The organism is Pseudomonas sp. AC083, from assembly GCF_979253165.1.
Genome location: NZ_CEEDDH010000007.1, coordinates 35,592 through 56,546 on the forward strand (window position 1 = coordinate 35,592; position 20,955 = coordinate 56,546).

At 60.3% G+C, this 20,955-nt stretch carries 14 protein-coding genes; 13 read left to right on the forward strand and 1 reads right to left on the reverse strand.

Annotation, left to right across the window (positions count from 1 at the left end; all coding sequences use genetic code 11):
* The first annotated feature begins 3 nt into the window (after positions 1 to 3).
* Positions 4 to 4,773: an RHS repeat domain-containing protein gene (locus AC0IXA_RS12785; protein WP_471813298.1), complete on the forward strand. Its 4,770-nt coding sequence runs from the start codon at positions 4 to 6 to the stop codon at positions 4,771 to 4,773.
* 25 nt (positions 4,774 to 4,798) lie between these two features.
* Here AC0IXA_RS12785 and queG read toward each other — a convergent pair whose 3' ends face one another.
* The gene (queG, locus tag AC0IXA_RS12790) at positions 4,799 to 5,872 is read right to left on the reverse strand and encodes a tRNA epoxyqueuosine(34) reductase QueG (RefSeq protein WP_471813300.1); all 1,074 of its coding nucleotides are present in this window, start codon (positions 5,870 to 5,872) and stop codon (positions 4,799 to 4,801) included.
* A gap of 63 nt (positions 5,873 to 5,935) precedes the next feature.
* Here queG and AC0IXA_RS12795 point away from each other — a divergent pair, with 63 nt between their 5' ends.
* The 12 genes from AC0IXA_RS12795 to AC0IXA_RS12850 all read left to right on the forward strand — a co-directional run bounded on the left by AC0IXA_RS12795 (position 5,936) and on the right by AC0IXA_RS12850 (position 20,925).
* Positions 5,936 to 7,435, forward strand: a complete 1,500-nt coding sequence (locus AC0IXA_RS12795) for an NAD(P)H-hydrate dehydratase (protein ID WP_471813302.1) — start codon at positions 5,936 to 5,938, stop codon at positions 7,433 to 7,435.
* Entirely contained in the window at positions 7,423 to 7,893 is a 471-nt protein-coding gene (tsaE, locus tag AC0IXA_RS12800) for a tRNA (adenosine(37)-N6)-threonylcarbamoyltransferase complex ATPase subunit type 1 TsaE (protein WP_016771950.1), read from the forward strand. Before AC0IXA_RS12795 ends, tsaE begins: the two co-directional genes overlap by 13 nt.
* Positions 7,894 to 7,944: 51 nt before the next feature.
* The gene (locus AC0IXA_RS12805) at positions 7,945 to 9,324 is read left to right on the forward strand and encodes an N-acetylmuramoyl-L-alanine amidase (RefSeq protein ID WP_471813447.1); all 1,380 of its coding nucleotides are present in this window, start codon (positions 7,945 to 7,947) and stop codon (positions 9,322 to 9,324) included.
* On the forward strand, positions 9,321 to 11,228 hold the full coding sequence (gene mutL / locus AC0IXA_RS12810) for a DNA mismatch repair endonuclease MutL (protein ID WP_217879223.1): 1,908 nt from the start codon (positions 9,321 to 9,323) through the stop codon (positions 11,226 to 11,228). Before AC0IXA_RS12805 ends, mutL begins: the two co-directional genes overlap by 4 nt.
* Positions 11,228 to 12,199, forward strand: coding sequence for a tRNA (adenosine(37)-N6)-dimethylallyltransferase MiaA (gene miaA / locus AC0IXA_RS12815; protein ID WP_471813304.1), 972 nt, complete (start codon positions 11,228 to 11,230; stop codon positions 12,197 to 12,199). The genes mutL and miaA overlap by 1 nt, the downstream gene beginning before the upstream one ends.
* 95 nt (positions 12,200 to 12,294) lie before the next feature.
* Complete coding sequence (gene hfq, locus AC0IXA_RS12820) at positions 12,295 to 12,561, forward strand: RNA chaperone Hfq (RefSeq protein WP_016771947.1); 267 nt, start codon at positions 12,295 to 12,297, stop codon at positions 12,559 to 12,561.
* A gap of 12 nt (positions 12,562 to 12,573) precedes the next feature.
* Positions 12,574 to 13,875 (forward strand): ribosome rescue GTPase HflX, encoded by a 1,302-nt coding sequence (hflX, locus tag AC0IXA_RS12825; protein WP_016771946.1) that lies wholly within the window; start codon positions 12,574 to 12,576, stop codon positions 13,873 to 13,875.
* Positions 13,876 to 13,971: 96 nt separating this feature from the next.
* Entirely contained in the window at positions 13,972 to 15,138 is a 1,167-nt protein-coding gene (hflK, locus tag AC0IXA_RS12830) for an FtsH protease activity modulator HflK (protein WP_024011368.1), read from the forward strand.
* Positions 15,138 to 16,007 (forward strand): protease modulator HflC, encoded by an 870-nt coding sequence (gene hflC / locus AC0IXA_RS12835; protein ID WP_016771945.1) that lies wholly within the window; start codon positions 15,138 to 15,140, stop codon positions 16,005 to 16,007. Before hflK ends, hflC begins: the two co-directional genes overlap by 1 nt.
* A 312-nt stretch (positions 16,008 to 16,319) precedes the next feature.
* Complete coding sequence (locus AC0IXA_RS12840) at positions 16,320 to 17,507, forward strand: ATP phosphoribosyltransferase regulatory subunit (RefSeq protein ID WP_016771944.1); 1,188 nt, start codon at positions 16,320 to 16,322, stop codon at positions 17,505 to 17,507.
* A 54-nt stretch (positions 17,508 to 17,561) separates the two neighbouring features.
* Positions 17,562 to 18,851 carry an adenylosuccinate synthase gene (locus AC0IXA_RS12845; RefSeq protein WP_016771943.1) on the forward strand — a complete coding sequence of 430 codons (1,290 nt, stop codon included), beginning with the start codon at positions 17,562 to 17,564 and terminating at the stop codon, positions 18,849 to 18,851.
* Positions 18,852 to 18,990: 139 nt separating this feature from the next.
* Complete coding sequence (locus tag AC0IXA_RS12850; protein ID WP_110602740.1) at positions 18,991 to 20,925, forward strand: methyl-accepting chemotaxis protein; 1,935 nt, start codon at positions 18,991 to 18,993, stop codon at positions 20,923 to 20,925.
* Positions 20,926 to 20,955 lie beyond the last annotated feature (30 nt).

Below are 20,955 nucleotides of genomic sequence, written 5' to 3' on the forward strand. Positions count from 1 at the left end.
TCTATGGAAAGTAATTCATCTTCCGCTGTTCACTCCAACGCGTTCAACTTCGGTGAGTTTGTTTCCGGAGGCGTTGATCCGCGCACGGGCATGTATACGTGTGCATTTTCGCTTGGCAAGTTGCACTCGGCAGACCTCAATGGTCCGGAGCTTGCACTTTCAGTGAGCTTCAATCCGCTCAATCAGGCCGATAGCGGTTTCGGCGTTGGCTGGTCTTTGACCCTGACCAATTATGACTTGCGCAGCAAAGTCATGACCTTGTCCAACGGTGAACGCTACAAGGCTGTCGAGACGTCTAGCGGCCTGAAGTTCAAGGAAATGAAACTGCAAACGGCAAAGGTGTCAGTCACTGGAGCAGGGCGCTATGAAGTTCGATACAAGGATGGTCGGCGGGAACTGCTCAAAGTCCTGGCCGGTACTCAGGTCGCCGTCGTGGAAAAAATAATCGCGGCGAACGGTGTGAGCATTACCCTCAAGCATGAGTTGTTCAACCAGTTTCCCCGATTGGCCGAAGTCAGTGATGCCAAGCGCTGCCTGTTGAAAATCACCCGCGCGGCAGGTCAGGTGACGCTGTCCCGGCATCCCGACACTGCTTCCAGTTCCAACTACAAGCTGATCTTGAAAAACTCTCGGGTGACGGCCATCGAACTGCCGGTTGGTAAGGGTTGGGACCTTGAGTATGAAGTCATCGCTGGAACCAGCTATGTTCATCGCATCGTCAATCCGCTGCGCGGGGTCGAAATCATTCGCTACAAGCGGCACGGCCACCGCTTCATCAGCGGTGTGGAACAGACACTGCCGTTTGTTATCGCTCACGATGTCTACCCAGGGCGCGGCCAGCCCAGAGTGTGCAAGACATACACGTACTCCGACCATAACTTCCTTGGGCAGGGCCTCCTTCCAGCCAAGGATAGTGACCTGGATCCGCTCTATCTGGCGCCCAGCAGCTACTTCTACACCTCGGACGAGCACTTGCTGGTCAGCGGCAAAGTACATACCCGCATTAAACGCACCTACAACAAATTCCATCTGTTGGTGGCTGAGGTTACAACCTGTGGCGACGCGCAGATCGCCACCGCCACGGAGTATCACTGTTCCGTTGCCAAGCCGTTCAGTGAGCAGGTGGCCCAGTTCCGCATGCCTAAGGTCCATACGGTGACGTACCTCGATCGGCGCACCCAACAGCAGCGTGTGGAAACCACGATCACTGAGTTCGATGGCGAAGGTAACTTGCTCAAGCAGGTTGAGCCCACTGGGGTGACGACTACGACGGAATACTATCCGGCCATTGGCGGGGATAACTGCCCGGAGGATCCGCTGGGCTTTTCCAGATTCCCGAAAAAGAGGACGGTGAGTGCTGCCGCATCGGATGGTGCTTCGACAGTCACCCACTACGACTACGCTTTGCATCCGGCGCTTGAGGGTGCTGAACTGGCCTCTGTGTTACCGGTCGAGGAGCGTTTTTTCGAAGTGGTGGAGGGTGTAGAGGTGTTGCGTTCGAAAACCGCACGCAGCTATCTGAATACGCCCAAGGATCCACTCAAGCATGGAGCCACAAAAGAGCAAAGTGTCACCCTGAATGATAAAAAAACCGCTATCGAATTTTCCTATGAGCTTGAGGGTGACAGGCTGCGAGTCAGGTCCGGCACGCGCGGATTCGACGGCGCGCTGCAGACCAGTGAGAAAGTGCTGTCGACGCTGACCGGATTACAGGTCTCTGAAGTCGGTGTCGATGGCGAGCACATCGAATATGAATACGATGCAATCGGCCGGGCAGTGTGCAAAACCGTTGCTGCCGGCACCCCCTATGCGGGCGCTACCCGGTGGGCCTATCTGGCCGCCAGCAAACAGCAGCCGGCGACAATGGTGACCACGGATCCTGCTGGCGGCGAGCAAAAAGTCGCCTATGACGGACTGGAACGGGTAATCACCGTTCAGGAAAAGGACTGCGACCATCCCGACAAGGACGGTCTCATTCAGACGCGCACGCTTCATTCTGTCCTGCATGATTCAGTCGGTCACAAGGTGAAAGTGACGCTGACTGATTGGCGTGATGGCAAACCTTATCCGGTCAGCACTCGCTATGAATTCGATTCCTGGGGCCAGGTCAGCAAGACTCTGCACGATGATGGGCGTATCGAACACAGCGAGGCGGATCCGGTGCTTCGCCGGCAGACCAATTGGCTCCAGGGCATGGGCAAGACGATCACCGTCGTCAATGATTTCGGAAAACCGCTGAGTGTCGAAAGCTTCAATGTGAAGAACAAGAGTCTGGGCAAAACCGTTTACACCTATGACGGTTATGGGCGCACAGCCAGCCAGACAGACCCTGTCGGCAACACCAGCCGATATGAGTACGACGTTTTTGACCGAATGACCCGCAGTGTCCTGCCCGACGGCAGTAAGGTCGTGACCGAGTACGCCGAGCATAGTGATGAAGGGCTTGCGATCGACATCAAGGTCGGTGACAAAGTGCTGGGCCAGCAAACGTATGACGGTTTGGGGCGGTTGATCCAGAGTACTGTGGGCGGGCGAAAGTCCGAGGCTGGTTATGAAGCGGGCTTCACTCAGCCACAGTGGTGCAAGAGTGCTGATGGCAAAAAAACCGAATTCACTTATTTGCGGGAACTGGGCGGTTTGCTGACTGAGCGCAAGGCAGAGGACCTGGTCACAACCATGACCTATGACCCCGTCAGCGGCAAACTCTTGACCTGTACCGAAAGCGGCAGGAGCCGCAGCTTTGCCTATCATCCTTCCGGGCGCCTGAAATCCGAAACGACGACCTTCGGCGCTGTCACGAAAGCAACGTCCAGTACCTGGTCCCTGCAGGGGCGACCAATCACCCACGTTGATGTGCTCGGTACCGACAACAGATCTGAATACGATGAGTTCGGCCGCCTTCTATCCGCCTCGCAAGGCTTGCTGACAACCGAGTTCCACTACAACGCCCGGACGGGGATGCTGGAGTGGACGAAAACCGAAGACACCTCGATCAAGCGTCAGATGATCACCCGGTTCGCCTATGACGATATCGGTCGTGAAACCCGGCGTACATTCGAGATTCAGGGTCAGCCTGACCAGACCCTCGAATCGACTTACACGCTGGCTGGCAAACTGGCGCAGAAAGTGTCCAGACGTGGCACTCAACTCTTACGTGATGAACAGTTCACCTACGACGTGCGCGGGCGCTTGATCCAGTACGACTGTGCTGGCACCCAAAAGCCCCGTGACCCGTATGGCAAGGAAATTATTCAGCAGACGTTCACCTTCGATGCGCTGGACAACATTCTTACCGTGCAGACGAAGTTCCCGCTGGGCGTGAATCTGACCACCTTCAGTTATGACAATCCCGATCCGGTACAGCTCAGTGCAGTCAAACATTCCCATGTCGACTATCCACCAGCAGTGACGCTGGAATACGACGCCAACGGCAGGATGATCAAGGATGACCAGGCGCGAACGCTGGCCTATGACGCGTTCGGACGTCTTGAGCAGTTGTCCGACACAGGGGGATCAGTGATCCGTGGTTACCATTACGACGGTTTCGACGATCTGGTTGAACTGTCGCAACCCGAAAAGGCGACTGTGCAGCGTTACTACCACGCAGGTCGGGTTGCCAATGAGGTCAGTGGTGAAAATTCATTCAGTGTCGTGCGTCACGGTGGCGCGCTTGTGGGCCAGCGGCAACTCGGTTTGAACGCCAGCGCGCAGCTGTTTGGCACCGATCAACAGCAAAGCGTGCTGGCTACACTGGGTAAGGAGCAGCTCACCGATTGCGCCTACAGCCCTTATGGGCATCGTCCTGCCGACGGCGGATTGTTCAGCCTGGCGGGGTTCAACGGCGAACAGCTGGATCCGGTTACCGGGCTGTATCTGCTGGGCAACGGTTACCGGGCCTATAGTCCTACACTGATGCGTTTTCTTGCCCCCGATAGCATGAGTCCGTTCGGTGCGGGCGGATTGAATGCCTACAGTTATTGCCTGGGCGACCCGGTCAACCGGGTTGACCCTACCGGGCATGTCTCCTGGCAATCGATCCTGGGCATCGGCCTGAGTATTCTCGGAATTGTTGCCAGCGTAGTGACGATGGGCGCGGCGACGCCATGGGCAGTGGCGGCATTGGGGCTGGCGGTTGCTTCAGGCCTGGCGGGTATTGCCAGCGAGGTGATCAATGAACTCGCACCGGGTTCTCAAGCGGGCGAGATATTGGGCTGGATCAGTTTTGGTCTCGGGCTCGCTTCGCTCGGTGCAGGTTTGGCGGCGGGTGCAAAAGCTGCTGTGAATGCGGGCAGGAAGATGGCTTCAGCTTTTAGCAAAGGCCTCAGCCCTAATAGAGGCGACACAGCCAGAGCAGCACGACGGCTTGGGGGAGGAGGACGCGGGAGGCAAAATGCAAGTAGAGCGAATGCGCCCGCGGAGGAAGCGGCGGAGAGACCTTGGCAATTAATCAGGCCAGAGACAGAAGACTACGTCCATGCCGTTCATAAGACGATGGCCGACGAATTCTTCCAGCTCGTGGAAAGCGATATGTCCCCCCTCCAGGCAGCCAGGAGCTCCAGGATGTATTACGAGGCATTCGGCGCAGCCGGTGATGGAAGAAAAGTAACGCATGTTCTTTTTACGGCCTCGAAAGGACGCGGGGAGCGTATTTATCTTCTGGAGGACAGTAAACAGAGAGTTTGCAGAGTCCTGCGGGCGGGCGGCCATTGGACCGACGGAGAGACCAACGCAATAATGAGATCGGCCAAAAATATGGTTACAACGCGCACATGAGCACTCTGAATACTTCGCCTGCCCGTTATGGGTGTGAAGGTCTGGAGTGCTGTTCAAGCGCCCACTCCACATGTTCTTTGACCAACTCTGACGGATAATCCCGTCGCGCCTTCAACGCTTCCAGCACCGGAATCGTTGAAGGCGCATTTCCCAGCCCCACCGCAAGATTGCGCAACCAGCGCTCATACCCGGCACGTCGCAACGGCGAGCCTTCGGTGCTGCTCAAGAACTTTTCTTCATCCCACATGAACAGCTCGGCCAATTCAGCATTGTTGAGGTTGTGCCGTGGCTTGAAATCACTTTCACCGGTTGGCCGGGCGAAGCGGTTCCATGGACAGACGATCTGGCAGTCATCGCAGCCAAACACCCGATTGCCTATCAACGGCCGCAATTCTTCGGGAATCGCGGTTTTCAGCTCAATGGTCAAATAGGAAATGCAGCGCCGCGCGTCCAGCACATAGGGGCCGACGAAGGCGTTGGTCGGGCAGATATCCAGACAGGCGGTGCAGCGTCCGCAATGTTCGGTGCTGTGCGGCTCGTCCACCGGTAGCGGCAGGTCGACGAACAGCTCACTGAGGAAGAAGTAACTGCCGGCCTTGCGATTCAGTACAAGGGTGTTTTTGCCGATCCAGCCCAGCCCGGCTTGCTCGGCGATGGCTTTTTCCAGCACTGGCGCACTGTCGACAAAGGCACGAAAACCGAACGGGCCGATCTCTGCCTGGATCCTGTCGGCCAATTGTTGAACACGTTTACGGATCAATTTGTGGTAATCGCGCCCCAAGGCATAACGCGACACGTAAGCCTTTTCCGGTTCAGCCAGGCGTTTGGCCATTTCGGTATCGCCCGGCAAGTAGTCCATGCGCAGGGAAACCACGCGCAACGTGCCCGGCACCAGCTCGTCGGGGTGCGAGCGTTTGCTGCCATGGGCGCCCATGTAGTCCATATCGCCGTGATAGCCGGCGTCGAGCCAGCGTTGCAGATGCTGCTCGTGTTCGGCCAGGTCCAGACCGCTGATGCCGACTTGCTGGAAGCCCAGCTCGCGGCCCCAATCCTTGATCGATTGGGCGAGGGCGGGCAGGTCTGTGGTGATGGCGGACATGAGGCGAGAGAAACCGGAGCTGAGGTGCGTATAATTCTGCCAGACATCGGAGCCCGAAGACGCATGCCGCAGACGAAAGATGAATTACCCGACGCGCTGTACCGTGCCGCGCAGGTGCGCGAACTCGACGCGCGGCTGATCGCCGCCGGCACGCCGGGCTTCGAATTGATGCAGCGCGCCGCCCGCGCGACGTGGCGCGCAGTGGTGCGCAAGTGGCCGGCAGCGAACGAACTGACGGTGCTTGCCGGGCACGGCAACAACGCTGGCGACGGTTATCTGGTGGCCGGGCTGGCGCTGCGGGCCGGTTGGACGGTGCGCGTTCTCGCCGTCGGCGATCCGCAGCGTTTGCAGGGCGATGCCGCACTGGCCCATGCCGAATCCGTAGCTGACGGTGTTGTGGTGCAATGCTGGCAGGCGCAGAGCGAGCTGCGCGGTGTCGTCCTCGATGCCTTGCTCGGCACAGGTCTGAGCGGCGAAGTGCGTGAGCCCTATGCCTCGACGATCAAGGCGATCAACGCCTGCGGTTTGCCGGTAGCGGCGGTCGATATCCCTTCCGGGCTATGTGCCGATACCGGGCGTGAACTGGGTGTCGCGGTCCACGCCGATCTAACGGTGACATTCATTGCTATGAAGATCGGGCTGTTGACCGGCGACGCGGCGGATCATATCGGCGAACTGGTCTTCAGCGATCTGCAAGCCGCCGACGAAATTTTCAGTGACATTCCTGTCTGCGCTCAGCGCCTGAGCGCCGCTAATCTCCCAGCACTTGCGCCGCGTGCGCCGACCTCGCACAAGGGGCGCTTTGGTCATGTGTTACTGATTGGCGGCGATCACGGTTTCGGTGGAGCGATTCTGCTCAGCACGGAAATGGCCTTGCGCGGCGGCGCGGGCATGGTTTCGCTGGCGACTCGCCCAGAGCATGTGCCGGCGGCGCTGACTCGGGTGCCGGAGGCGATGGCGCTCGGTACCTCGTCAGCCAATCAACTGATGGGTCTGCTGGAAAAGGTTTCGGTATTGGTGGTCGGGCCGGGACTCGGTCAGGCCAGTTGGGGCCGTGCCCTGTTGTCGGCTGCCGCCAATGCACCATTGCCGCAGGTGTGGGACGCTGACGCGTTGAACCTGCTGGCCAGCGATTTTGTCCAGTTGCCCAAGGATTGCGTGATCACCCCGCATCCGGGTGAAGCGGCGCGCTTGCTTGGCGTCAGCACCACTGAGGTGCAGGCCGATCGCCCGGCCGCTGCTCTGGCGTTGAGCAAAAAGTATTCAGCGGTAGTGGTTCTGAAAGGTGCCGGCAGTCTGATCGCCCATCCAGACGGGCGTCTGGCCCTCTGTCATCAGGGCCATCCGGCGATGGCCACAGGCGGGTTGGGTGATGTACTGGCCGGTCTGACCGGCGCATTGCTGGCCCAAGGCATGGGCGCGTTCGATGCGGCATGCCTGGCCGTCTGGCTGCACGCCAACGCGGGTATGCAACAAGGCAAATTCGGCCGTGGGCTGGCGGCCAGTGATCTGATTCCAGCCATTCGTCAGTTGTTGGAGGAGCAAGCACCGTGTCTGAAGTAACCCTGTACCTGGCCGATGAACAGGCGATGAGCGACTTTGGCGCACGGATCGCCCGCGTCACCCAGGGCCATGGCCTGATTTTTCTCGAAGGCAATCTGGGCATGGGTAAAACCACTCTGTCGCGGGGCATCATTCGTGGTTTGGGGCATGTTGGCGCGGTAAAAAGTCCGACCTTCACTTTGGTCGAGCCCTACGAGATCGGTGACATTCGTGCCTTCCACTTCGACCTGTATCGCCTGGTCGATCCCGAGGAGCTGGAGTTTCTCGGCATCCGCGACTACTTCGAAGACGATGCCCTGTGCCTGATCGAGTGGCCCGATAAAGGTGCAGGCTTTTTGCCAAAGCCTGACCTGACCATTACCATTAGCCCGCAAGACAGCGGGCGTTCGCTGAAAATTTTAGCCCAGGGCTCGCGTGGCGAGGCCTGGTGTGCCGCTTTGGCATTGGAATCCAATTAAATGATGGGGTTTGGTATGCGCTTTCGCGCGTTGGTGGCTGCCGCTGGACTGATGTTGATGGCAGTAACCGTCAACGCTGTGGCCGATTCAAAGGTCAACAGCGTGCGCCTGTGGCGGGCGCCGGACAACACGCGACTGGTCTTTGACCTCAGCGGCCCGGTGCAGCACAGCGTTTTCACCCTGACAGCCCCGGACCGGCTGGTAATCGACATAAGCGGCGCCACCCTCGGCGCGCCGTTGAACGTGCAGACCGCGAACACGCCGATCACTGCGATGCGCTCGGCCCAGCGCACCCCGACCGACCTGCGCGTGGTCATTGACCTGAAAAAAGCCGTCACTCCGAAAAGCTTCTCGCTGGCGCCGAACGCGCAGTATGGCAACCGTCTGGTGGTCGATCTGTTCGACAACCCGGCCGATGCCGCGCCGCCGCCGGCCCCGACGCCATCGGTGGCAACCGTGCCGGCAGTGCCGGTGACCCCGACTGAACCGGCGATCAAGCTGCCGCCAGCCCCGGCCGGCAAACGCGACATTATCGTCGTGATCGATGCCGGCCACGGTGGCGAAGACCCGGGCGCGTCCGGCTCGCGCGGCCAGCGTGAGAAAGACGTGGTACTGCAGATCGCTCGCGAGTTGCAGCGTCAGGTCAACGGCATGAAAGGCTTCCGCGCCGAGCTGACCCGTACCGGCGACTACTTCATTCCATTGCGCGGGCGTACCGAAATCGCCCGCAAGAAGGGCGCCGACCTGTTCGTCTCGATCCACGCCGACGCCGCGCCGTCCGCAGCCGCGTTCGGGGCGTCGGTGTTCGCCCTGTCTGATCGTGGCGCTACGTCCGAAACCGCCCGTTGGCTGGCCGACAGTGAAAACCGGTCCGACCTGATTGGCGGTGCCGGCAACGTCAGCCTCGACGACAAGGACCGTATGCTGGCGGGCGTGTTGCTCGATCTGTCGATGACCGCGTCGCTGACCTCCAGCCTCAACGTCGGGCAAAAAGTGCTGACCAACATCGGTCGCGTCACGCCGCTGCACAAACAACGTGTGGAACAAGCCGGGTTCATGGTGCTGAAGTCGCCGGACATTCCGTCGATCCTGGTCGAAACCGGCTTCATCTCCAACGCCAACGAAGCGAACAAACTGTCCGCATCGAGCCACCAGCAAGCGCTGGCCCGTTCGATCAGCAGCGGCGTGCGCCAGTTCTTCCAGCAGAATCCGCCACCGGGCACTTACATTGCCTGGCTGCGTGATTCCGGCAAGATCGCCCAAGGCCCGCGCGACCACCGTGTCGGCCCGGGGGAAACCCTGGCGATGATCGGCGTGCGCTATCAGGTCTCGCCGGCCACCTTGCGTGCTGCAAACAACCTGAAAAGTGACGAGTTGAAAGTCGGTCAGCACCTGACCATTCCAGGCACCGAACTGGCGTCCAAAGAATGAACCAGATATTGAACACGGCGCGCATCGAGCTGCTCAGCCCGCGGCTGGCGAACCAGATTGCCGCCGGTGAGGTGGTTGAGCGCCCGGCTTCGGTGATCAAGGAGTTGCTGGAAAACAGCCTCGACTCCGGCGCCAAGCGTATCGATGTCGATGTCGAGCAGGGCGGCGTCAAGCTGCTGCGCGTGCGCGATGACGGCAGCGGTATTTCTGCCGATGACCTGCCGCTGGCCTTGGCCCGTCACGCCACCAGCAAGATTCGCAACCTCGAAGACCTCGAGCAGGTGATGAGCCTGGGTTTCCGTGGCGAGGCGCTGGCGTCGATCAGCTCCGTGGCGCGTCTGACCCTGACCTCGCGCACCCGCGATGCCGATCAGGCCTGGCAGGTCGAGACTGAAGGCCGGGACATGGCGCCGCGCGTGCAGCCGGCGGCGCATCCGGTCGGCACTTCGGTGGAAGTCCGCGACCTGTTCTTCAACACCCCGGCCCGGCGCAAATTTCTCAAGACCGAAAAAACCGAATTCGATCACCTGCAAGAAGTGATCAAGCGTCTGGCGCTGGCGCGCTTCGACGTGGCTTTTCATCTGCGCCACAACGGCAAGACCATCCTCAGCCTGCACGAGGCCCACGATGATGCGGCCCGTGCGCGGCGTGTGGCGGCGATTTGCGGTTCAGGTTTCCTTGAGCAGGCGCTGCCGATCGAGATCGAACGCAATGGCCTGCACCTGTGGGGCTGGGTCGGTTTGCCGACCTTCAACCGTAGCCAGGCTGACTTGCAGTATTTCTTTGTGAACGGTCGGGCAGTGCGCGACAAACTGGTCGCCCACGCGGTGCGTCAGGCTTATCGCGATGTGCTGTTCAATGGCCGGCACCCGACCTTCGCGCTGTTTTTCGAGGTCGATCCGGCGGCGGTAGATGTCAACGTGCACCCGACCAAGCACGAAGTGCGCTTCCGTGACGGGCGCATGGTCCACGATTTCCTGTATGGCACGCTGCACCGCGCGTTGGGCGATGTGCGTCCGGAAGATCAATTGGCCGGCTCGGTCACCACGGCGATCGTTCGGCCGAGCGGGATCGAGGCGGGCGAATTCGGCCCACAGGGCGAGATGCGTCTGGCCGCCAATGCGCTACTGGAGCAGCCGCAGGCGCAACCGGCGTTCAATACTTCGTCCGGGGCCAGCGCTGGCGGCGCTTATCAGTATCAATACACGCCGCGTCCACAATCGGCGCTGCCTGCTGCCGAGGCGCAAGCTGCATACAAGGAGTTCTTCGCGCCGCTGCCTGAAGCCAATGCCAGCGCACTGCCGACCGGTCAGGAAGATATCCCGCCGCTCGGCTATGCACTGGCGCAGCTCAAGGGCATCTATATTTTGTCTGAGAACGCCCATGGTCTGGTGCTGGTGGACATGCATGCCGCCCACGAGCGGATCATGTACGAGCGGCTGAAAATCGCCATGGCCAGCGAAGGTCTCAGTGGCCAGCCGCTGCTGGTGCCGGAGTCGCTGGCGGTCAGTCAGCGCGAGGCCGATTGTGCTGAAGAGCATGCGGCGTGGTTTCAGCGTCTCGGTTTCGAATTGCAGCGCCTTGGCCCGGAAACCCTGGCGATCCGGCAGATTCCGGCATTGCTCAAGCAGGCCGAAGCCAATCGACTGGTCGGTGACGTGCTTTCGGATTTGATGGAGTACGGCACCAGCGACCGTATCCAGGCGCACCTCAACGAACTGCTCGGCACCATGGCCTGCCACGGCGCGATCCGCGCCAACCGGCGTCTGGCCCTGCCGGAAATGAACGGTCTGTTGCGTGATATGGAAAACACCGAACGCAGCGGTCAATGCAACCATGGCCGACCGACCTGGACCCAGCTGGGCCTGGACGATCTGGACAAACTGTTCCTGCGCGGTCGTTGATGAGCCAGCTGCCTCCAGCGATTTTCCTGATGGGCCCGACCGCTGCGGGCAAGACCGATCTGGCCATCGAGCTGACCAAGGTGCTGCCGTGCGAGTTGATCAGTGTCGATTCGGCGCTGGTCTACCGCGGCATGGACATCGGCACGGCCAAGCCTTCGAAAGAGTTGCTGGCGCAATACCCGCACCGGCTGATCGACATCCTCGATCCCGCTGAAGCGTATTCCGCTGCCGATTTCCGTCGCGACGCGTTGCAGGCCATGGCCGAGATCACCGGGCGAGGAAAGATCCCGCTGCTGGTCGGCGGCACCATGCTCTATTACAAGGCTTTGGTCGAAGGTCTGGCGGACATGCCGGCGGCGGATCCAGACGTGCGCGCGCAGATCGAAGAGGAAGCTGCACGCCTTGGCTGGCAAGCGCTGCACGAGCAGTTGGCGCAGATCGATCCGGTGTCGGCGGCGCGCATTCATCCCAATGATCCGCAGCGCTTGAGTCGGGCACTGGAAGTGTATCGAGTCAGCGGGCAGAGCATGACCGCCCTGCGCGAGCAACAATCTGCGCAAAGTACTGAAGCAGCCGCTTCGGGACGCCAACAATTGCCCTATACTGTCGCGAACCTGGCCATTGCTCCGGCGAATCGTCAGGTTCTGCACCAGCGAATTGAACAAAGATTCACAAATATGTTGGAACAGGGATTCATCGACGAGGTCGTAGCCCTGCGTAAAAGAAGTGACCTGCATTCCGGGTTGCCGTCTATACGTGCGGTAGGCTACCGCCAAGTCTGGGATTACCTGGACGGCAAGCTGACATTGGCCCAGATGCAGGAGCGGGGCATCATCGCCACGCGCCAATTGGCCAAACGCCAGTTTACCTGGCTGCGCAGCTGGGACGATTTGCACTGGCTGGACAGTCTTGATTGCGACAATCTGCCACGCGCCTTGAAATACCTTGGGACCATCTCCATATTGAGCTGAGTCCTTGCAATTGCCGTCTATCCTTGGGGGTGTGACGGCCGAAGCCATCTGAATTTACCTGTTTTTATTATTGAATCCTTAAAGGAGTGCGGCACATGTCAAAAGGGCATTCGCTACAAGACCCTTACCTGAACACTTTACGTAAAGAGAAAGTCGGGGTTTCCATCTATCTGGTCAACGGTATCAAGCTGCAAGGGACGATCGAGTCGTTCGACCAGTTCGTGATCCTGCTGAAAAACACCGTCAGCCAGATGGTCTACAAACACGCTATCTCGACCGTCGTGCCGGTTCGTCCAATTCGTCTGCCTAGCGCAACCGAAAACGAACAGGGCGATGCCGATGCAGCGCCGGGTAACGCCTGATAGGAGTCTCCTTTGTTCTTTGAGCGCCACGGTGGTGGTGAACGAGTCATCCTCGTTCACTTGGATGGACAGGACCCTGAGGCGCGCGAAGATCCGCAGGAGTTTCAGGAGCTGGCAAATTCGGCTGGCGCCGAGACCGTCGCGTTTTTTAACGTGCCGCGTCATCGGCCAACCGCCAAATATCTGATCGGCAGCGGCAAGGTCGAGGAACTGCGCGACCTGGTCAAGGCTGAAGAAGCCGATCTGGTGATTTTCAATCACATCCTCACGCCCAGTCAGGAACGCAACCTCGAACGTGTTTTCGAGTGTCGCGTGATCGACCGCACCGGGCTGATTCTTGACATCTTTGCCCAACGCGCACGCACCCATGAGGGCAAGCTGCAGGTCGAACTGGCCCAGCTTGACCACATGAGCACACGGCTGGTTCGCGGCTGGACTCACCTTGAGCGTCAGGGTGGCGGTATCGGTATGCGCGGCCCGGGTGAAACCCAGCTGGAAACCGACCGCCGTCTGCTGCGGGTTCGCCTGCGTCAGATCAAGGGGCGGCTGGAGAAGGTACGTAGTCAGCGCGAGCAGTCGCGCCGTGGCCGATCCCGTGCGGACATTCCTACCGTTTCGCTGGTGGGATACACCAACGCGGGCAAATCGACACTCTTCAACAACGTGACGAAGTCCGAGGTGTACGCGGCCGATCAACTGTTCGCCACACTCGACCCGACCCTGCGCCGGCTGGAACTTGACGACCTCGGTCCGATTGTCCTCGCCGACACGGTGGGTTTCATTCGTCACCTGCCACACAAGCTGGTCGAGGCATTTCGGTCTACGCTCGAAGAGTCGAGCAATTCCGACCTGCTGCTGCACGTGATCGATGCGGCCGAACCGGATCGCATGTTGCAGATCGAGCAGGTGATGGTGGTGCTGGGCGAGATTGGTGCCCAGGACTTGCCGATCCTCGAGGTCTATAACAAACTCGATTTGCTTGAGGGCGTCGAGCCGCAGATCCAGCGCGATGCCGATGGCAAGCCGCAACGGGTCTGGCTCTCGGCGCGTGATGGCAGCGGTCTGGAATTGCTTGAACAGGCCATCGCCGAGTTGCTCGGCAGTGATCTGTTCGTCGGTACCTTGCGCTTGCCGCAACGCTTCGCTCGATTGCGTGCGCAGTTCTTCGAACTCGGTGCGGTGCAGAAAGAAGAATACGATGAAGAAGGTGTCAGCCTGCTGGCCGTTCGTTTGCCCCGGATCGAGTTGAATCGATTGGTAAGCCGCGAAGGATTGCAGCCGATGGAATTCATCGAGCAACACACTTTGCAATAAAAGCCTGACAAAGCGGTTGTGCCGCAACGGCAGGCATTCTGTAGCATTGGTCGGCGCGCCGTGGGTGCGTCTTTGCTTTATCAGATGGAGAGCGCTATGGCTTGGAATGAGCCGGGTGGCAACTCGAATAATCAGGATCCCTGGGGTGGCAAGCGCCGCAATAACGGCGACCGCAAGGGGCCACCGGATCTCGACGAGGCCTTCCGAAAGCTGCAGGAAAGCCTGAACGGGTTGTTCGGTGGTGGTAAGAAACGCGGTGATGACGGCGGCGGGTCGGGGCGCAGCAGTGGCGGCTTCGGCGGTCTGCTCGGCATCGGCCTGGTCGTGCTGGCGGCTGTCTGGCTGTACAGCGCGGTCTACGTGGTGGACGAGCAGGAGCAGGCTGTGGTGCTGCGCTTCGGCAAGTACTACGAGACTGTCGGCCCGGGCCTGAACATCTACTTCCCGCCGATCGACAAGAAGTACATGGAGAACGTGACGCGTGAGCGTGCGTACACCAAGCAGGGCCAGATGCTGACCGAAGACGAAAACATCGTCGAAGTGCCGCTGACCGTGCAGTACAAGATCAGCAACCTGCAGGACTTCGTGCTGAACGTCGATCAGCCGGAAATCAGCCTGCAGCACGCGACCGAAAGTGCGCTGCGTCACGTGGTCGGTTCCACCGCCATGGACCAGGTGCTGACCGAAGGTCGTGAATTGATGGCCAGCGAAATCAAGGAGCGTCTGCAACGTTTCCTCGATACCTATCGCACCGGTATCACCGTCACTCAGGTCAACGTACAGAGCGCAGCGGCACCGCGTGAAGTGCAGGAAGCCTTCGATGACGTGATCCGCGCCCGTGAAGACGAGCAGCGTTCGCGCAACCAGGCCGAAACCTACGCCAATGGTGTGGTGCCGGAAGCCCGTGGTCAGGCCCAGCGCATCATCGAAGATGCCAACGGTTACCGCGACGAGACCATCTCGCGCGCCAAGGGTGAGGCTGATCGCTTTACCAAACTGGTCGCCGAGTATCGCAAGGCACCTGAAGTCACCCGCGAGCGTCTGTACCTGGACACCATGCAGGAAGTCTTCAGCAATACCAGCAAGGTACTCGTGACCGGCAACAAGAACGGCCAGAGCAATCTGCTCTACCTGCCGTTGGACAAGATGATCCAGAACAGTTCGGGTAATGCGCCGGTGACCGGTTCGGCCGCCAGCAACAACACGGACGTCACGCCGCATGTCACCGACGTGCCGCAGACGCGTACAAGGGAGACCCGCTGATGAGCAATAAATCGCTGATCGCCCTGATCGTTGGCGTCGTTGTGGTACTGGTGGGCTGGAATTGCTTCTATATCGTCGCTCAGACCGAGCGCGCGGTGCTGCTGCAATTCGGTCGTGTGGTTCAGGCCGATGTCCAGCCGGGTCTGCATGTGAAGGTGCCTTACGTCAACCAGGTGCGCAAATTCGACGCGCGTCTGCTGACGCTCGATGCACCGACGCAGCGCTTCCTGACTCTGGAAAAGAAAGCCGTGATGGTCGATGCCTACGCCAAGTGGCGGGTGAAAGATGCCGAGCGCTTCTACACCGCGACTTCGGGTCTGAAGCAGATCGCCGACGAGCGTTTGTCCCGTCGTCTCGAATCGGGCCTGCGTGACCAGTTCGGCAAGCGCACCCTGCACGAAGTGGTGTCGGGTGAGCGTGATGCGCTGATGGCTGACATCACTGCGTCGCTGAACAAGATGGCGGAAAAAGAGCTGGGTATCGAAGTGGTCGATGTCCGGGTCAAGGCCATCGATCTGCCGAAGGAAGTGAACCGCAGTGTGTTCGAACGTATGAGCACCGAGCGTGAGCGTGAAGCTCGCGAGCACCGCGCCAAGGGTAACGAGCTGGCCGAAGGCATCCGTGCCGACGCCGATCGTCAACGCCGCGTGCTGCTGGCTGAAGCCTATCGTGAATCCGAAGAGGTTCGCGGTGACGGTGACGCCCAGGCTGCTGCGATCTACTCCAAGGCCTACGGCCAGGACCAGGAGTTCTACGGTTTCTACCGTAGCCTGCGTGCCTACCGTGAAAGCTTCGCGAACAAATCCGACGTCCTGGTCCTCGACCCAAGCAGCGACTTCTTCCGTTATCTGGAAAAAGCCAAACCTTGATACGACGTTGACCTGAATCAGTCCGCCCGGCGGCTAAAACCTCGGGCGGGGTGATCCTTTCGGAAAACGTGTGTATGATGCGGCAGCCGGGAAATTCCCGGCTTTTTTGCGTCTGCACGTTTGATTGCTGTTTTTGTTGCAGACATCGGGTTTGAATAGCCCGGGCGTTTTTCGAGGAAAGTGATGGGCGAAGCCGCCAGCCGGCCTTTCGCTGCGTCGTTCATGCGCGTGCGTTTTGAACGCCCCGGTCATTTTCTGCTTCACTCAAGGCTCGCCTAGTGCTGGCCGCCCGGATCAAAGGGGAATGGCGTAATGGCAACGGTAGACCGCTGGCTGCTGCCAGATGGCATCGAAGAAGTACTGCCACCGGAGGCGGCGCGCATTGAAGTCGCGCGTCGTCAGGTGTTGGATCTGTTCCAGAGCTGGGGTTACGAGTTCGTCGTGACTCCCCATATCGAGTACCTGGAATCCCTGCTGACCGGCGCGGGCCAGGACCTGGATCTGCGTACCTTCAAGGTCATCGACCCGCAATCGGGCCGGCAGATGGGTTTCCGCGCCGACATCACGCCGCAAGTGGCGCGCATCGATGCGCACACCCTGCGTCGCGAAGGCCCGAGCCGTCTGTGCTACGCCGGCAGCGTCCTGCATGCTCAGCCGCGTGCATTGTCGTCCTCGCGCAGCCCGATCCAGCTGGGCGCCGAGCTGTACGGCGACGCCAGCCCGAGCAGCGATGTCGAAGTCATCAGCCTGATGCTGGCCATGCTGCAACTGGCCGATGTGCCGGACGTGCACATGGACCTCGGCCATGTCGGCATCTACCGTGGTCTGGCGCGTGCCGCTGGTCTGTCCGGTGAAGTCGAGCAGCAGTTGTTCGATGCCCTGCAGCGCAAGGCCATCGATGAAGTGATTACCCTGACCGAAGGCCTGCCGGCCGATCTGTCGGGCATGCTGCGCGCACTGGTTGATCTGTGTGGCGGCCGTGAAGTGTTGAGCGCTGCGCGCGAGCGTCTGGCCAATGCGCCGGCGCCGGTGCTGGCGGCGCTGGAAGATCTGCTGGCGATCGCCGAGCGTCTTTCCGTGCGCTTCCCGCAGCTGCCGCTGTATTTCGACCTCGGCGAGTTGCGCGGCTACCACTACCACACCGGTGTGGTGTTCGCGGTGTTCGTGCCGGGCGTTGGCCAGTCCATCGCTCAGGGCGGTCGTTACGATGACATCGGTGCCGACTTCGGTCGCGCCCGTCCGGCGACTGGTTTCTCTACCGATTTGAAAACCCTGGTGACCCTGGGGCGTGCTGAGATCGAGCTACCGTCTGGCGGTATCTGGATGCCTGACAGTACGGATGCGGCACTCTGGCAGCAGGTTTGCCAGTTGCGCAGTGAGGGTCAGCGTGTCGTTCAGGCCTTGCCTGGACAACCTTTGGCCGCCGCCCGTGATGCGGACTGCGACCGGCAATTGATTCAGCAGAACGGGCTTTGGCAAGTATCGCCACTGGCTTCTTGAGTTTTCCTGCCGGCCATCGCCGGCACCAAGTTTGCGCGAATGAGGACAAGTGTTATGGGTAAGAATGTCGTAGTCCTGGGCACCCAGTGGGGTGATGAGGGCAAAGGCAAGATCGTTGATCTGCTGACCGAACATGCTGCCGCCGTAGTGCGCTACCAGGGTGGCCACAACGCGGGTCACACGCTGGTGATCGACGGCGAGAAAACCGTCTTGCACCTGATTCCGTCGGGCGTGCTGCGCGAAGGCGTGCAATGCCTGATCGGCAACGGCGTGGTGGTTGCACCTGACGCCCTGCTGCGCGAGATCACCAAGCTGGAAGAGAAAGGCGTACCGGTGCGCGAGCGCCTGCGTATCAGCCCGTCCTGCCCGCTGATCCTGTCCTTCCACGTCGCGCTGGACCAGGCCCGTGAAAAGGCCCGTGGCGAGCTGAAGATCGGTACCACCGGTCGCGGCATCGGCCCGGCTTACGAAGACAAGGTTGCCCGTCGTGGCCTGCGTGTCGGCGACCTGCTGAACATGCCACGCTTCGAAGACAAGCTGCGTGAACTGGTGGATTACCACAACTTCATGCTGGTCGGTTACTACAAAGAGCCAGCCATCGAATTCGAAAAGACCCTGGCCGAGTGCAAGGAATACGCTGAGCTGCTCAAGCCGCTGATGCTCGACGTGACTGCCGAGCTGCACGACCTGCGTCGTGCCGGCAAGGACATCATGTTCGAAGGCGCGCAAGGTTCGTTGCTCGACATCGACCACGGCACCTACCCGTACGTGACCAGCTCCAACACCACCGCTGGTGGCGTGGCGACCGGTTCGGGCGTGGGTCCGATGTTCCTCGACTACATCCTGGGCATCACCAAGGCCTACACCACTCGCGTCGGTTCCGGCCCGTTCCCGACCGAGCTGTTTGACGAAGTCGGTGCGCACCTGGCCAAGCAGGGTCACGAGTTCGGCGCTACCACCGGCCGTGCCCGTCGCTGCGGCTGGTTTGACGCCGTCATCCTGCGTCGCGCTATCGACGTGAACAGCATCTCGGGCATCTGCCTGACCAAGCTGGACGTGCTTGACGGTCTGGAAACCATCAACATCTGCGTCGGCTACAAGGACGCGCAGGGCAATGCTGTTGCCCCGACCGATGCTGACAGCTACGTCGGCCTGCAGCCGGTGTACGAAGAAGTACCGGGCTGGAGCGAATCGACCGTGGGCGCCAAGACCCTGGAAGAGCTGCCGGCCAATGCTCGTGCCTACATCAAACGCGTTGAAGAGTTGATCGGCGCGCCGATCGACATTATTTCGACGGGCCCGGACCGCAACGAAACCATCGTGCTGCGTCATCCGTTCGCTTGATAAGTTGTTGATGTAAAAAACAAAGGCCCCTTAATCGGGGCCTTTGTCGTTTATGCCTGTTGGACGGCATGACCTTTGCTGTGAATCTGCCTACAAGAGTGCCATCAAATTAATGGCGTCAGAAGTAGAGGGATTTAAAGTGTCAGCCGTTCTCTCACTGTTACAAAGCCGTTTGTTGCGGCCGGTGTTCGTTACCCTTGGTATCGCCCTTTTGGTGCAGGTGTTGGTGGCGGTTGCCCTGACGCGGAGCACGGTGACCGCGCTGGAAGCCGATCTGGCTGTGCGCCTGGGTGCCGACAGCCAGAAACTCTCCGGTGAGCTGGAGCAGGCGGGGCGTGAAGTCACTTCAAGTCTTGATGCGTTATCGGCCAGCACTCGTCAGCGCCTCACGGCTGGCCTGTCCGCACGCCTCAAAGAAGAGCAGGCGCAACTGCGGGCGACGCTGGAAAAGGATCTGAAGGATTCGGCCAACGACATGGCGCAGTTGCTTGCATCCGTAGCGCCGCGTGCCATGTGGGACAGCGACGTGCCGACGCTCTCGGAGTTCGCTCGTCGCGCCCAGCGCAATCCCAACGTGCTGTTCGTGGTGTATGACGACGCCACCGGCCAGCATTTGACTCGTTACCTCAACCGTGAAAACCCGATCAACAAGGCCTTGCTGGAAAAAGGTCAGGGCGAGCGTGCGCTGGATAAGGTGTTGGATGCGGCGAAAAACGATCCTTCGGTTTACTACCTCGAAGCCTCGATCAATCCCAATGGCGTGGAGATCGGCAAAGTGCTGATGGGTGTGTCCACGGCCTCGGTGGAAACCGATCTCGCCGAGCTCGACAAGCGCTTCCTGGCGCTGATTGCCAGCAGCGATCAATTGGTCGGTGACAGCCTCAAAGGCGCAGCGGCGGACAGTGCCAAGGCGATGCAGGCGCGCCTGCAATCGGCGCAGGGCACCGCTGGCGAAATGAAAGCCAACACTGCGCAAACCGTTCAAGACGCTGCCGCGACACTGCGCTGGCGTATCGGCCTTGGCCTGGCACTGGTCGGTTGTGGCGTGCTGCTGTTGCTGGCCGTGGTGCTCGGTCATCGTGTGGTCAATCGTCTGAAAATGCTCAATGCGGCGATGGACGATCTGGCCGCAGGCGAGGGCGATCTGACCAAGCGAGTGCAGATCAACAGCAAGGATGAAATCGGCGACATGGCCTCAGCGGTCAATCGCTTTGTGGATAAATTGCAGCCGATCGTGCGCGAGGCCGGTGATGTCGCTCAGCGCACTGGCGTGGAAATCGGCGCGATGACCTTGCGCAACGCTGGCGCCGATGCGGCTGCCGGAATGCAGCGCGATGAAGTTGCAGAAAGCCTTCGCGCGCTGTCGCAAATGGCAGACGAGGCGCAGTCGGAAAGCCAGGCAATGCAGGCGGCGCTGAAGCAGGTTGTCGATATTCGTCAGGCCACCGATGAGAACACCCGGACTTCGGCGAAAGTTGGCAGCCTGATCGAAGCGCTGGCCGGGCAGGTCGATACCGGGGCGAAGGTTATCGAGCGACTGGCGCAGCAGAGCGAGCAGATCGAGGTGGTGTTGACGGTGATTCACGGCATCGCCGAGCAGACCAACCTGCTGGCATTGAACGCTGCGATCGAGGCGGCGCGCGCCGGTGAGACCGGGCGTGGGTTTGCCGTGGTGGCGGATGAAGTGCGTGCACTGGCGAGCAAAACGCAGAGCTCGACGGGTGATATCCAAGCGCACATCGTCGCTCTGCAGCAGGGCGCACGTGAGGCAGTCGAGGCGATTGGTCAGGCCGGACGGCAGGCCAGCGAAGGTTTGCTGGTCTTGCGCGACAGTGCGCGGTTGCAGCAGTCGGTGCAGGCTTCGGTCGAGCAGGTGCATGCGGCGATCGGACTGGCGACGCAAGCAGCAGCGCATCAGGCGCAGGGTGCACAGGCAGTGCGTGGGCGCGTCGAAACGATTCATGCGCAGGCCGAGAAAGCGGCGCAGGCAGTGGTGGAGACCACGGCCAGTGGCAAGGTGCTGGATGGTCTGGCGGCGCAATTGAAAGCCAGCCTGGGGCAGTTCCGCGCTTAGTGGTATCCGGGCTGGCCTCTTCGCGAGCAG

Bases quoted from the DNA above. Each gene is read 5' to 3' on its own strand.
- mutL (WP_217879223.1), top strand. From the start codon at position 9,321: ATGAACCAGATATTGAACACGGCGCGCATCGAGCTGCTCAGCCCGCGG.
- AC0IXA_RS12805 (WP_471813447.1), top strand. From the start codon at position 7,945: ATGTTGATGGCAGTAACCGTCAACGCTGTGGCCGATTCAAAGGTCAAC.
- queG (WP_471813300.1), bottom strand. From the start codon at position 5,872: ATGTCCGCCATCACCACAGACCTGCCCGCCCTCGCCCAATCGATCAAG.
- hflK (WP_024011368.1), top strand. From the start codon at position 13,972: ATGGCTTGGAATGAGCCGGGTGGCAACTCGAATAATCAGGATCCCTGG.
- AC0IXA_RS12840 (WP_016771944.1), top strand. From the start codon at position 16,320: ATGGCAACGGTAGACCGCTGGCTGCTGCCAGATGGCATCGAAGAAGTA.
- AC0IXA_RS12845 (WP_016771943.1), top strand. From the start codon at position 17,562: ATGGGTAAGAATGTCGTAGTCCTGGGCACCCAGTGGGGTGATGAGGGC.
- hflC (WP_016771945.1), top strand. From the start codon at position 15,138: ATGAGCAATAAATCGCTGATCGCCCTGATCGTTGGCGTCGTTGTGGTA.
- AC0IXA_RS12785 (WP_471813298.1), top strand. From the start codon at position 4: ATGGAAAGTAATTCATCTTCCGCTGTTCACTCCAACGCGTTCAACTTC.
- miaA (WP_471813304.1), top strand. From the start codon at position 11,228: ATGAGCCAGCTGCCTCCAGCGATTTTCCTGATGGGCCCGACCGCTGCG.
- hfq (WP_016771947.1), top strand. From the start codon at position 12,295: ATGTCAAAAGGGCATTCGCTACAAGACCCTTACCTGAACACTTTACGT.
- AC0IXA_RS12795 (WP_471813302.1), top strand. From the start codon at position 5,936: ATGCCGCAGACGAAAGATGAATTACCCGACGCGCTGTACCGTGCCGCG.